The 13,058-nt window shown below is 63.3% G+C and carries 12 protein-coding genes; 5 read left to right on the top strand and 7 right to left on the bottom strand.

Features of this window, described 5'->3' with window-relative positions; translation table 11 throughout:
• Window positions 1-137: 137 nt before the first annotated feature.
• Complete coding sequence (locus tag VNG13_04800) at window positions 138-998, bottom strand: AMP-binding protein (protein HVA59839.1); 861 nt, start codon at window positions 996-998, stop codon at window positions 138-140.
• A 161-nt stretch (window positions 999-1,159) separates the two neighbouring features.
• Here VNG13_04800 and VNG13_04795 point away from each other — a divergent pair, with 161 nt between their 5' ends.
• Window positions 1,160-1,549, top strand: coding sequence for an enoyl-CoA hydratase-related protein (locus VNG13_04795; protein ID HVA59838.1), 390 nt, complete (start codon window positions 1,160-1,162; stop codon window positions 1,547-1,549).
• A 48-nt stretch (window positions 1,550-1,597) separates the two neighbouring features.
• Here VNG13_04795 and VNG13_04790 read toward each other — a convergent pair whose 3' ends face one another.
• A complete protein-coding gene (locus VNG13_04790; protein HVA59837.1) occupies window positions 1,598-2,767 on the bottom strand; it encodes an acyl-CoA dehydrogenase family protein in 1,170 nt (389 codons plus the stop codon).
• Between the two features lie 168 nt (window positions 2,768-2,935).
• Here VNG13_04790 and VNG13_04785 point away from each other — a divergent pair, with 168 nt between their 5' ends.
• Genes VNG13_04785 through VNG13_04770 form a run of 4 tightly spaced genes read left to right on the top strand, consistent with a single transcriptional unit; the run spans window position 2,936 to window position 7,571 of the window.
• Window positions 2,936-3,919 carry a hypothetical protein gene (locus tag VNG13_04785; protein ID HVA59836.1) on the top strand — a complete coding sequence of 328 codons (984 nt, stop codon included), beginning with the start codon at window positions 2,936-2,938 and terminating at the stop codon, window positions 3,917-3,919.
• A complete protein-coding gene (locus VNG13_04780) occupies window positions 3,919-4,677 on the top strand; it encodes an enoyl-CoA hydratase/isomerase family protein (protein ID HVA59835.1) in 759 nt (252 codons plus the stop codon). The genes VNG13_04785 and VNG13_04780 overlap by 1 nt, the downstream gene beginning before the upstream one ends.
• Window positions 4,674-5,873 carry a CaiB/BaiF CoA-transferase family protein gene (locus VNG13_04775; GenBank protein ID HVA59834.1) on the top strand — a complete coding sequence of 400 codons (1,200 nt, stop codon included), beginning with the start codon at window positions 4,674-4,676 and terminating at the stop codon, window positions 5,871-5,873. Before VNG13_04780 ends, VNG13_04775 begins: the two co-directional genes overlap by 4 nt.
• 42 nt (window positions 5,874-5,915) lie before the next feature.
• A complete protein-coding gene (locus tag VNG13_04770; protein HVA59833.1) occupies window positions 5,916-7,571 on the top strand; it encodes an AMP-binding protein in 1,656 nt (551 codons plus the stop codon).
• 38 nt (window positions 7,572-7,609) lie between these two features.
• Here VNG13_04770 and VNG13_04765 read toward each other — a convergent pair whose 3' ends face one another.
• The 5 genes from VNG13_04765 to VNG13_04745 form a co-directional block, all read right to left on the bottom strand.
• Window positions 7,610-9,397, bottom strand: a complete 1,788-nt coding sequence (locus VNG13_04765; protein HVA59832.1) for an NAD(P)/FAD-dependent oxidoreductase — start codon at window positions 9,395-9,397, stop codon at window positions 7,610-7,612.
• A gap of 97 nt (window positions 9,398-9,494) precedes the next feature.
• On the bottom strand, window positions 9,495-10,667 hold the full coding sequence (locus VNG13_04760; GenBank protein ID HVA59831.1) for a thiolase family protein: 1,173 nt from the start codon (window positions 10,665-10,667) through the stop codon (window positions 9,495-9,497).
• A 47-nt stretch (window positions 10,668-10,714) separates the two neighbouring features.
• Entirely contained in the window at window positions 10,715-11,434 is a 720-nt protein-coding gene (locus tag VNG13_04755; GenBank protein HVA59830.1) for an SDR family NAD(P)-dependent oxidoreductase, read from the bottom strand.
• Between the two features lie 26 nt (window positions 11,435-11,460).
• Entirely contained in the window at window positions 11,461-11,943 is a 483-nt protein-coding gene (locus VNG13_04750) for a zinc ribbon domain-containing protein (GenBank protein ID HVA59829.1), read from the bottom strand.
• A 57-nt stretch (window positions 11,944-12,000) separates the two neighbouring features.
• Window positions 12,001-13,029 carry a hypothetical protein gene (locus VNG13_04745; protein HVA59828.1) on the bottom strand — a complete coding sequence of 343 codons (1,029 nt, stop codon included), beginning with the start codon at window positions 13,027-13,029 and terminating at the stop codon, window positions 12,001-12,003.
• Window positions 13,030-13,058 lie beyond the last annotated feature (29 nt).

The following is a 13,058-nucleotide window of genomic DNA, read 5'->3' as shown; positions in this document are numbered from 1 at the left end:
CGCGAAAGCCTTCTGCCGGCTGCGCTCCTACCTCGACACCGCCCGCAAACAAGGCCAACCAGCTCTGGCCGTCCTACGCATGCTCCACGACAGTGGGCCCTGGATCCCCGCCATCGCCTGAGCGGGCGGCTGAGTAGTTACAAGAAGCGATCGGTCGGCCCGATATCCAGGTGCAGAGCGAGTTGCTTCATGTGCTCGAGGAGGATGCCGCCGTGGCTGTGCACGATCGGCTTTGGAAGCCCGGTGGTCCCCGAGGAATAGAGGATCCAAAGGGGCGCGTCAAAAGGCATCGATTCGAAAGCAATTGAGGCTGGCGAGGTAAGCAAATCAGCCCACGTGGTGGCGCCCGGCAGGGCCGCATTGGCGTCCGGGTAGGGTAGCAGTACCGTGGCCTGCAACGACGGCAGCTCGTCGCAAAGCGCTTGGATCCGGTCGAGGATCGTGAATGACCGGCCGCCGTATCGGTACCCGTCCACGGCGATCAGGATCGTTGGCTGGATCTGCGCGAAGCGGTCGACCACCGCTCGCGGGCCGAAGTCTGGGGAGCACGATGACCAGATGGCACCTATGGCGGTGGTCGCGATCATGGCGATTAGGGCTTCCGGGCAGTTGGGTAGCAACCCGGCGACCCGGTCTCCGGGGCATACGCCCTGAGCTCGCAACCAACCCGCCACCGCGGCCACCTCATCGCGAAGCTCCCGCCGTGATAGCTCCCGGTTCAGGCCGTCTTCGCGCGCAAAGATCACCGCGAGGTCGCCGGGGGCGTCCGCACCCGGGGGGAAGAGGAGATGCTCGGCATAGTTCAGGCGAGCACCGGGAAACCATCGAGCGCCGGGCATCGTTCGATCGGTTAGCGCTGATCCGGGTTCGGTATGCCACCGTACTCGAGCCCACTCGGCGAATGACGACCAGAATTGTTCGAGGTCGCCGACCGACCAACGCCAAACATCCTCATACTCCGCGGTATGCACGCCGTGTCGGTCGGCGAGCCACCGCATGAAGTCTGTGATCCGAGCCTCTCGCCGTCTTTGCGCCGGCGGAGCCCACAGTTCATCCCCCCGCTGCACGCTCACTGCTGGCCGCCTCGATCACAGGTCACTAGTCAACGTGGACGTTGATAACTGACTGTAGCAGGGTCCGTCTCCAGAGAGGCGGCGCAGTGGACGCTGTCGTCACCAACCGTCAGGGATCTGCCGGAAGGCTCACGATCAACCGCTCGGAACCTTCCGGAAGCGAGGGTTGGCCTTGGCCGTACATGATCACCATCCCGCTGCTCAACTCAATCCCAGCAAAAATGGCGCTCCAGATGATGCTCACGGGCAAGCGACTTGGGGCGGACGAGGCGTTGCACGCAGGGCTCGTTACAGAGGTGTCGCCGCACGCCGAATTGGGAAAGGCCGTGCAACGATTGCTTGAAGAACTGACCGCAGCCTCGCCCCAAGCAGTGGCGCTCGCTCGGGCTGCCTTCTCTGGCCACCTTGCACCAAAATCTCGAGTGTCGCCTGCAGATGCTGCAGGCCATGTTGACTGTATTGCTCAAGACGTCTGACGACCGACTAGACACCGATGGTGCCGATGGGAGGGCAGATGATGGAGGTCAGTAGGATCTGGGCAGTCTCAACTCCCGTTCAGCGATGTAATTCAGAATCTGCTCCTCACTGACAGGGGCGATCCGCAGCAAGCGGGACTCGCGAAAGAAGCGCTCTACCTGGAATTCGACGGCGTACCCCATGCCGCCGTGGGTCTGAAGGGCTCGATCACAGGCAAAAAACGCCGCCCGTCCGGCCAGAAACTTGGCGGTATTTGCTTCGGCCGCACAGGATGCCCCCTTGTCATAGAGGCGCGCCGCCACCCGGACCATCGCCCCAGCCGAGAGCAGTTGCATGTGGGCATCGGCCAATGGATGCTGGATTCCCTGGTTCTGCCCGATCGGACGGTTGAAGACCACCCGATCTCTCGCGTAGCTGCTCGCTCTTGCGAGAGCCGCCCGGCCCAAGCCCACGGCCTCTGCCGCGACCAGGATACGTTCAGGGTTAAGGCCGTCGAGCAGATGGTAGAAGCCCTTCCCGACTTCACCGACAAGATTCTCACTTGGAACAGGGAGGCCGTCGAACACAACTTCGCAGCTCGCGACGGCGTTACGACCCATCTTGTCGATAGGCCGTATTTGCACGTAATTCGGATCAAGATCTACGACGAACAGTGACAACCCGTCGATCGGCCGTGGGGTTTCACCGATCCCGCTCGTCCGCGCGAGCACCAAGGCCGCCGAAGACTCCAGCCCCTTCGTCATCCAGACCTTTCTGCCGCGAATCAGCCAGCCGTCCGTAGTGCGTTCCGCCCGGGTCGAAATGCGCCCAGTGTCGCTACCCGCATCTGGTTCGGTGATGCTGAAAGAGACGTGGATCTCTCCGGCTGCCACCCGAGGGAGGTACTTCTTTTGAAGCGCGGGACTTCCCCAACGCACAACAGGATGGAAGCCGAACATGGACAGGTGAATCGCGGAGCACCCATTGATCCCGGCACCGCTCGCCGCAATAGCCTGCAGCGCCAAGGCAGCATCCTCGATGGATCCGCCGCCCCCACCGTATTCCGGCTGAGCCAGCATGCCGACGATGCCGAGCTCGACCATGGCCGCAAAGAACTCGTGCGGGAACAGGTGGCCTTGATCGTGCGCTGTCCAGTAGTCGTCGGCGAAGCCCCCGCACGCCGACTCTACGGCGGAGACCAGGTCGCGCTGCGCATCGGTTAAGTCGAGATCGAACACAGCTCTCCAGGGAGCGGTCTAGAAGCCCAACCCACCGTACCCTTCCCTTTGCAGCGCGTCAACGTATGCGTTGACTAAGCGTTGACCGTCAACGCCCATGTTGATAACCTTGGACGCTAGCTCAGGGAAGTGGAAGCGCTGCTCGAAACCAAGGAGCGTCCAGACCTAATGGACGACAGCCGACCTGTGCTAAGTGACTGGCCGCGGGCTACGCGCAGAACGATGGCGGTGGAGGTTTGCGAGACCTGGTTCCGGGACGGTCTTCAAGGATGGCCGACGGTGTTGGCACTCGGTGAAAAGCTCAGGGTTCTCGAGGCTGTGGTGCGCGCGGGGGTGCGAGAGATCGATGTGACGTCGCTCGTATCGCCACGGGTGACGCCACAGTTCGCGGATGCGGAAGACGTGCTGGCGTCGATAGCTGAACCCGTCCGGGTACGGGTGCTGGCCGCCAATGCCCGGGGGGCCGATCGTGCAGTCGATGCCCACAACCGGTTGCGCCCGATAGATATCTGCGGCATACCCTTTTCCGCGAGCGAGTCCCATAATCTGGTCAACCTGCACAAGGACCATTCCGCTCACCGAGTCGAAGTGGCGCGCATGGCCGATACACTGAACGCCGCTGGGATCCAGCCATTGCTCGGAGTGGCAACGGCATTCGGCTGTCCAATCGAAGGGGCCGTGGACCGCGACGTCGTTCTGTCCCTGGTGGAGTGGGGTCGTTCGATCGGGATAGGTCGGATCATGCTCGGGGACACGACAGGGGTTGCCGATCCGAGATCTGTGGCGAGTCTGTTTCACGAGGCGACGACCACATGGCCGGACCTGCGGTTTGTGGCGCATTTCCATGACAACCGCGGTTGCGGCATCGCCAATGCGCTCACGGCCATCGCCTTCGGAGCTGGCACCGTCGACGCGAGTCTCGGAGGGGTGGGTGGCGAGCCCGCGAGCGTCGATCAGGGTTTCGTCGGCGAGGGGGGCAATGTTGTCACCGAGGATCTGGTGGCCATCCTCCAACGGATGGAGATCGCGACCGGAGTCGATCTTCCTGCCCTGATCGACGCGGGCGCCCTCGCGGAACTGATCCTTGGCGTGCAGTTGCACAGCAAGCTCCAGCGCACGAGCCCCCCGACCCCGGTCGGTCAGGAGAGCTGATGGGCAGAATCGACTTCGCCGTGGTTGATCACGTGGCCACCATCACGCTCGCCAATGCGGCAAAGCGTAACGCCGTGGACGCAGCGATGCGGGAGCAACTGACCGATGCCTACTCCAGAGTCGAACACGATGACGAGATTCGCGTCGCGGTCATCACCGGGGAGGGTGCCGGGGCGTTCTCGGCAGGCGGCTCGATCGATGGGTATATCGCCGGAAATGCCTTTGGCCCCGACGGGACGGGACCGCCGCCTGTCCCTCGGCCATGGCCGATCTGGAAGCCGTTCATTGCCGCAATCTCCGGGTACGCGGTCGGCGGGGGTTTCGCGCTCGCCCTCGCATGCGACCTTCGGGTTGCCGGGCGAGGCGCGACAATGGGGCCCTCGGGGCTGCGTCGCAATGTGGTTCAGGGTGCGCAGCAGAGCCAGCGGCTGTCGAGGCTGATCGGCGCGAGCAAGGCGCTCGAGCTCCTGTTGCTTTCGAAGTACGTCACTGGGGAAGAAGCTGCTGCGATGGGGCTGGTGCAGGCCGTGGTCGAAGACTCCGGCGTTATCCCGACCGCGATGGACTGGGCTCGGACCATCGCCAGCTTCGACCCATGGGCGGTGTCCATGACGAAGCGGCTGGTCTACGAAGGTCAACATCTGCCGCTCGCCGAAGCTTTCGCCTGGGAGGCGGAGGTGACGGCAGCAAGTTACCGCCGCCCCGAGGCTCTGGAAGCCTTCCGCGCGTTCGCCGATCGGAGCGGCGACACGTCGTGAGCCCGCAGGCCTCCTCTTCCCCCCCGCCGCTCGCTGGGACCCGCGTTCTGCACCTGGCATCGCTCGGACCCGGACCCTATGCGGCCATGTTGCTCGCTGATCTCGGGTGCAAGGTCATTGTCGTGGATCGGACCGTGCCGTCGTGGACCTCTGTACCGCCTGACCGGGATCCGCGCCGTCGTGGTCAGCGCAGTATCCGGCTGGACTTGACGCAGGAGTCCGCACGAAAAGTACTCGATGACCTGGTGTCCGAGTCCGACGTGCTGATAGAAGGCATGCGGCCGGGCGTCGCCGAGCGCCTGGACATTGGTCCGGACAGATACCGCCGACTGAATCCGCGGCTCATCTACGCCCGGATGACCGGATGGGGCCAGGAGGGCCCCCTCGCGGCAACCGCCGGCCATGACATCAACTACGTGGGTCTCACCGGCGCCTTGCATGCGATGGGGGTGCCCACCCAGCCACCCCCTGTCCCCCTGAATCTGCTGGGAGATTATGCCGGCGGAGGCCTGTTCCTGGTGCTTGGGGTCCTGGCGGCCCTAGTTGAGCGGAGCCAGTCCGGGTGCGGCAGGATCGTGGATGCGGCGATTATTGATGGCGTGACTTCCTTGACCGCCGCGACGTGGGGAATGATCGCCAGCGGTGACTGGGGCGCGCGAGGCACCAATGCGTTCGATGGCAGCCTGCCGTGGTACCGGACGTACGAGACACGGGACGGGCAATACGTCGCCGTAGGAGCTCTGGAGCCCAAGTTTTATGCGGCCCTTCTCAGAGGCCTGAATCTCGATCCAGCAACTCACGATCGAGATAAGCCTTCGACCGTCCGCGCACTCGGGCCGGAGCTGGAGCGCATCTTCGCCACCCAGGACCGGGCTTACTGGGAACGGCGCTTCGCGGATAGCGATGCTTGTCTGACTCCCGTCCTCACCTTCGCTGAGGCTCGGGAACACCCCCATAACCGCGCACGGGGTCTGCACATCGATATCGGTGGGGTTACTCAGCCGGCGGTAGCTCCGCGATTCGACGGCGGGCCTCCTGCTCGCCTCGCACCGCCCCCTGTGTCGGGCGCACATACCGAGGAGATCCTACGTGAGCTCGGACGGACTGCTGCTGAGATTGCGCGTCTGGTGGATGCCGGATCTATCGCTTTCCGCGATCCAAAAGGCAAGGACACGGCCAATGGAAGCGACGGTTGATCGGCCGCTAGCGGTGCCGAAGGGACCTTCTGGAGGTTGGTCGTGACGACGATTTACCTGCGGGACGTGGCGCCCGAAAGCGTCAGCATGGTCGCGTTGCTGGAATCGCGAGCCGCCGAGGATGCCGCTAGAACTTTCTTCACGTGGGGCGAGGAGCGCTATGCGCTCGGCACATTCGACGAAGCCGTCGATCGTATGGCAGGGAACCTGCAGGCCTTCGGTATCTCGACCGGCACCCACGTCGCCGTTCTCATGGACACCTCACCGGATTACCTGACTCTGTGGTTCGCGCTGGCAAAGCTGGGCGCGGTGGAAGTTCCGATCAACACTGCCTACCTCGGGGACCTATTGCGGCATCAGCTCACTACAAGTGGGGCGACCGTCGCCGTCGTTGATGCCGCATATGCCAGCAGGATAACGGCCATAGAAGCCGACGCCACCATGCTCGAGACGCTGGTTGTCAGGGGGCCGGCCGAGATCGGCGCCGGCTCGCTACGCAGGCACGACTTCTCCTCGCTGCTGAGCGACGGCCCCGCGTTCGCCCCCTCGAGCCGGCCAGCGCACCACACTACCGCTGGCATCATTTTTACGTCAGGAACCACCGGACCGTCCAAAGGGGTGCTCCTCAGTCACCATTATCTAGCCGCGTATGGCTACATGTACGCCGAGGTCAACGGGCTTGCGAGCGACGACGTCGTGTTCAACTTCATGCCCTTCTTCCATATGGGCGCGAAATTCCTCACGATAGCCACGCTTGTTTGCGGTGGAATGATGCGCTTGGCGCCGAGGCTCTCGATCTCGACATTTGCCGACGAAGTGCGCGCCCACGGGATCACTAACTTCGTCGGAGTCGGTGGTATATGCAACATGCTGCTCTCAAAACCCGCGCGAGAAGATGACGCGAAAGCCTCGATTCGCACCGTCTATGCGGTGCCCGATCCGGCGGAAAGTCATGATGAGCTCGAGCAGCGATTTAGCTGCCGGGTGACGACCGTGTACGGCTCGACCGAGGCGGGGCTGCCCATCTGGCGAGGGGTGACTGACGCCTACCGGGCCGGATCTTGTGGCCGGGCCAGCCCGTATTACGAGGTCCGAGTGGTCGATGACTACGACAACGAAGTCCCAGCTGGCGAGTCGGGGCAGTTCGTTGTCCGCCCAAAGCTTCCGTTCCTCGTCGGGTCTGGGTACGTAGGTATGCCGGAGCAAACGATCCGTGCTTGGCGGAACCTGTGGCTCCACACGGGGGACCGCGGTCGGGTGGACACGGACGGCCACTTCTATTTCGAAGACCGCGCGACGGACACGCTGCGCCGTCGCGGCGAAAACATTTCCTCGTTCGAGGTGGAATCCCTCGTGACACAGCATCCGGCTGTTTCCGAGGCGGTCGCCGTGGCGGCTCCGTCCGGGATCGGTGAAGACGAAGTGCGGGTGCTGGTCATTCTCCGTGAGGGGGAAAGCATGACCCCGGAGGAGCTTCTGCAGCACTGCTCAACAACAATGCCGTACTTCATGGTCCCGCGCTATATCGACATTGTGGACGACCTGCCCCGCACTCCGACGGCGAAGGTCGAGAAATACAAGCTTCGCGCCGAGGGACTGACTCCCGCCACTTGGGATCGGGAGGCGCATGGCTGGAGGGTGAAGCGCGAGGGCCTAACCCGCGAGGCTTTAGGAGAGGCCCTACGACCGCACGGTTGACCCCTGCTGCTCGACCTCAGGCGGCTGGGGTCTTCTCCCTAATTCAAGCAGGGGGTCGTGGCGATCCCTTCTAGATCCGCCTTGATCTGCAGGGCAAGGAATCTGGACCATAGGCGGCATTCCATGAGGGCACCACCCATGATCCAGAAGGAAGGCTGAGGGGTCCGCGTCCACATGTTCTTTAGGAACCCGTCGCTATCAAAACCCCACACGGGGCCCACCTTGTCCGCTACGTCGCTACCGAATATCCGACGTATGCCCTCTTGTAGGTTCTCGTATCCAGTGGCAAGCACTACAAGGTCGCTAGCGATGATCCGGCCGTCCGCGAGGCGCAATCCGCCGGGGGTGAACTCGGCGATATCTCGGGCGTGGAGAAGGTGGACCTTGCCTTCGGCAATGAGGTCGGAACAACCCACGTTGATGTAATACCCCCCACCTTGCCGGAGGTATTTCATATGGAAGCCTGTGTCGTCCGGCCCCATGTCGATCTCGAACCCAACGGCTTCAAGTCTGTCGAGAAGGTCCCGGTCGAGCGAGCACGTCTTCTTGGTCAGCCACTGATAGGTCTCCTGCAGCACCGGATACGGGATCGCTGCGGTGATCAGGTCGATGTCTTCCGCGGGGCCCTCCGAGTAGACGGCATAGACCATGGTCCCGCTAGGTACAAGACTCACGACACAGGTCGGACTGCGCTGGACGATAGTTACGTCGGCGGCGCCATTGTCGTGCAAGTCCTGAGCAACATCGTGCCCACTGTTTCCAGTGCCGATAACGATCGCACGTTTGCCCTGGTACGGGATTCCGCTGCCGAAGCCGCCGGAATGGATGACTTCGCCGTCGAATATGTCGAGGCCCGGCAGCGAGGGCAGATTGGGTACTCCGCTGACCCCTCCGGTCGCGAGCACCACATGCCGGACGCGTAGCTCTCGCTGCGCTCCGTCGGACTGCTTTAGTTGGACCGTCCAGGTCTGGGCTTCCTGATCGAACGCGGCTCCTATCAGTTCCGTCCCGGTCCATACGTTGAGTTCCATGGCCTCCGCGTAGCCCTCCAACCACCCGGCAAGCTTGTCCTTCGGGAGGAACGTGGGCCACGTCGGAGGGAACGGCATGTATGGAAGGCCATTAGCCCAAACTTCATTGTGCAGAGTAAGGGAATGGTACCGATTCCGCCAGTTGTCGCCGATGCGGTCGTTCTTTTCCACGATCAGAGCATCAACACCGAACGCACGGAGTCTTGCGCCGAGTGCGAGGCCGGACTGACCGCCGCCGACGATGAGGACTGGACGGTCGCGATCACTGAATTTGCTGCTCTCGATCCGCTGGTCAAGCCAGTTCGGTCCTGCGAAGTTCGTCGAATGCTCGACACCGGTTGGACGATGATCACCGACGGCTTCTTCGTGGCCACGCAGTTCCTGCATGGTGGTCAGGAATAGCCAGGCTTTGGAATCCTCCGGCGTCGTCTCGTTGAGAACGAGCCTCACAAAGCCGGCCCCACGGCCCAGTTTCGTTTCGAAGTCGAAGTAACCCTCGACGACCTCGCGAGCCGAACGGCGCATGCGTCTTGGGGCAAGCCGGTCAGGTGACACGCGAAACGAGTGCGGCTGGACATCGGCAAGGACGTTCCCGAGCGCCTGCGCGATCCCGGCCGGCCCAGCGAAGGTTCGGTAGGACCAGGTGAAGGCAAGGATGTCGCGCCAGTACCCATCCGCAACGAAACAGTTGCCGGCGCCCGCGGTATCCCCGCCCTCGAGGGCGGTACCGAATCTCTCCAACCATGCCGAGAAAACCGCGGTCGCCGTGGTGAGTGGGGACTGAAGGATGGTCATGCAAATCCTCTCGAGCGCGTCACCAGATATTGAATGCCGGATGGGCGAGCCTGTCAACGCTAGCGTTGATGCACCCGCCGACACTCGGCGGTCAGAGTTACGTGGACGTCAGCACCGTGCACGTCGAGAACTGACTCGCACCTCCTTGACCGGTGGCAACCGCCATGGAGACCGGGCCGACTTGGCGCTCATCGGCTGTTCCGCGCACCTGAAGCGCGCACTCGGCTAGCCGAACTAGCGCGGTGGCGCCGACCGGGTTCGCGGCTTGGGGACCGCCTGAAGGGTTGATGATGGTGCCGGTCGGACCTCTTCCGAAGCCCGAGGCGACCAGGTCAGGGCCCTCGCTGGCCTCGCATAGTCGCAGTGGTGCGTAAGCCATGGTCTCGGCATGGGTGAAAGGCGCGTGGATCTCGATCACGTCCGCCTGGGCGGCGGAGCTGATCCCGGCTGCCGCGAAGGCGCGTGCAGCAGATGTTCTCAGGCTGAGCAGGTCCACGAGGTCAGCGTCTGGTCGGTTGAAGCGATCCCCCATCGCGTAGGTATCCGTGGTCGAGCCTCGGCCGCGTACCCATGCAACTGGAGGACCCGTTGCCTGGATAACCTCCGAGCGTGCCAAGACGATCACGCAGACGCCTTCCGAGATAGGGCAGGCGTCGAGCTGCCGGATCGGCCAGGACAGCAGTCGAGAACCCAGCACGTCGTCGACGGTGATTCGCCGGTTGATCTGCGCCAATGGATTGCGAGTTGCGTGCTCGAAATTTCGTACCGCCACCTGCGCCCACTGCTCTTGGGTGTACCCCCAACGCATCATCATCCGCGACGCCCGGAGCGCGCCCATCGAGATAGTGGACAAGCCGGTGTCTCGCTCGTAGATCGGGTCGAAGATGGAGTTGAACACCGCCGGCACGTCGACCGCCTGTGCCATCCGTTCGACCCCGACCGCCAACGCGATATCCCCGAAGCCGCCCTCGAGCAGATCCATAGCGGTATATGCGGCTGCTATTCCAGTTGTCCCGCCCGTGTTGATCCGCATGCTCCAGCGTCCGACGGCTCCCGCCGCTGGCAAAAAGCTCTTGTCCGGACAGTTTTCACCCGCTAGTCCATCGGGCGCGAAACCACCAATAACGAGATCGACGTCGCGCATCTCGATCCGTGCGTCGAGGAGCGCTTCGGTAACGGCCTGGTGGACCAAGTCTGGGGTCGAGGCTTCATGACGACGCCGGTATGGCGTCTGGCCGACTCCAATAATGCCGAGCTCATGCAAACTCACGGGCGGAAGCCTCCCTGGTTGAACCGGACCGGCGCTCAGAGATCACGTCAGAAAACAAAAAGGCCCAGCCCCCCGTCGACCGTGATCGCTTCCCCGGTTAGGAACGAAGCGGACCCGGAAGCAAGGAACGCGATGACCGACGCGACCTCATCCGGTTCACCTGGGCGTTTCATTGCGGTACGTGCCTCGACCCGCGACCGGATGTCGGGCCTGATGCGGTCGTATGCGGGTGTGCGGATCATTCCGGGGAGGACAGAATTTGCGGTCACCCCGAACCGGGCACCCTCGAGAGCAGTTGATCGTGTAAGGCCTAGCAGGGCCGCCTTCGCGGATGAGTATGCGGCGTGCGCAAAGTCGCCCCGGCTGGCCGCGACCGAGGAAACGTTGACGATCCGACCCCATCGCGCATCGCACATGCCCGCAAAACACTCACGCGTCCACCTGAAGGCGGCTGTCGCGTGAACATCCAACTCCTGCTGCCACAGCTCGTCTGTCAACGCGGGAAGCCTGGATGCCTTGTCGGTTATCCCTGCGTTGTTGACGAGAACCAGCGGCGGTCCGAGAGAGCGAGCCGTCTCGCGAACGGCACGCACCACCGCCGCAGCATCCGTGACGTCCGCCGTCACCGGATACACGCCGCCGGATGGGGCGAGCTCGACGACGCGGCTCAACCCTGGCTCATCGATATCCACCGCGCAGACCCCGAACCCGTCTTCGACAAGACGGCGCACGATCGCCATCCCGAGTCCACCTGCCGCCCCAGTCACGATCGCCGCGGCACCCGCTGGCCTGTTCACTCTTGCTCCACCTCGAAGAAGAAGTCGGTGATTCTCCCTTCCAGTTGATCGCGGAATCGAACATTCACCCAGGGCCGCCCCAGAAGTTTCTCAGCTGCGGCATCGATATCGCCGAGATCTATGCCCAGGACAAAGTTGAGCAAGGCCGTACTGGCGCCTTCCGGCGTGACGTAGCCGATAACCACCGGTGGATCTGGAAGTCCAGGGAATTTCGTTGCGAGAATCGTGAAAGTTTCCAGGCGACCCCGCTGGCCTACTTCTACCCATTCCGTGGTGTCGACGAAGCACGCATCGCAAAAGCTGCGGGCTGGGACAAGTACACGTTGACACGATGGGCAGCGCGTGCCCATCAGGCGCCGATTCCCCAGCTCGTGGAAGAAGCGGCTGGCGGCGTCTCCGGCGAAGTAGTTGTACCGGAAATCCCAGTGTCCGGGGATCATCAGCCCGGTCACCGGTTGATCTTGCGTGCCGCTCGTCACTTCAACCAGCTCCGTTCGAGAGTGGGTGGTGCCTGGTAGGCGTTGTCTTCCGGGCCATCACGCTGACGCCAAAACAACGGCGGTCTGTGACTGCGCCGCGACGACTGAACTACCCGTCGCGAGCGCAACCGCGCCTGAGCTCATGAGACGTGTCGCCGCGGAGCAAATGCGAACCAGGCCCATGGCGGGAGCGCAGTAACCAGCAGCGAAGCCGCCATCGGGGTTCACGTCCCGACGCTCGGCCAGCGCGCGCATGCCCGCGCCGGTGGCTGCGGCTCCGACGGCCTCGAGAGCCAGCGCCTCGTCGAACAAGGTTAGTCCGTCGACCTCGAGAACGTCCACGTCCTCGATGGTTAGCTCGCCGGCTTCGAATGCTTGACGGCTTGCCCGCCGAAGTGCCGGAAGGGCGAGCAGGTCGCGATCCCCGATTTGGTAGGGCTCGGTCGACATTCCCACCCCCCGTAGTCGCACCGGGGCAGGGTCTGCCGAAAGTACCGCGACGGCCACTAGGTCGCACCAGGTGGGCAATTCCCCATCGAGTAGCGGGTATGGCGCAGCTGACCGCGCGCCGGGCTGGCCACCAGCTTGAGCAACCCGAAGGCTCGAAGCACGATCACGCCACATGCTGTACTCCGCATAGTTGCCCAGCGCGCTTCCGGCCCGCAACGCGGCCACCGAGAGCTCGGTCAGCGCGAGTGGGCGCATGAAGAACGGATCAAAGAGTGCATTCGAGATTCGATCCTGGTCACCCTCGCTCGCACGTCCATACGCGGCAATGAGCGAGCGCCGCGATTCCCCGCACCGGATACGAGCAGCGCCCACGACGAAGGCCATCGCTCCGTCATCACCGAGCCGGACCTCGTCCTTGAGATAGGCGCCGGCCGCCGGCGCGGTCACCATGCTCGACAGCGATCGACCATCGACAAGGTCGTGTGCCGAGAGAACAACCGAATCGATCTGGTCTATATCTGTGGCCGCCGCCGTCAGCGCATCCTGCGTCGCCCGGTAAATCAGGTCGGAGAGGCTCGCGGACTCATCTGCCCACGACTTGTGCACCGCAGTGCCATGCACATACACGGGGTTCATGTGCCCTCCGGTGAAGGTCTTTTTGCCGG

The sequence above is a fragment of the Mycobacteriales bacterium genome (genome assembly GCA_035533475.1).
In the GTDB taxonomy this organism is placed as follows: Bacteria; Actinomycetota; Actinomycetes; order DATLTS01; family DATLTS01; genus DATLTS01.
Note: the sequence above shows the minus strand (reverse complement) of the source record. Positions and strands in the feature narration are given on the sequence as shown.

Coding starts and splice junctions, on each gene's coding strand:
- VNG13_04800 (HVA59839.1), bottom strand. CDS start 998: ATGCGGTGGCTCGCCGACCGACACGGCGTGCATACCGCGGAGTATGAG.
- VNG13_04785 (HVA59836.1), top strand. CDS start 2,936: ATGGACGACAGCCGACCTGTGCTAAGTGACTGGCCGCGGGCTACGCGC.
- VNG13_04780 (HVA59835.1), top strand. CDS start 3,919: ATGGGCAGAATCGACTTCGCCGTGGTTGATCACGTGGCCACCATCACG.
- VNG13_04765 (HVA59832.1), bottom strand. CDS start 9,397: ATGACCATCCTTCAGTCCCCACTCACCACGGCGACCGCGGTTTTCTCG.
- VNG13_04745 (HVA59828.1), bottom strand. CDS start 13,029: ATGAACCCCGTGTATGTGCATGGCACTGCGGTGCACAAGTCGTGGGCA.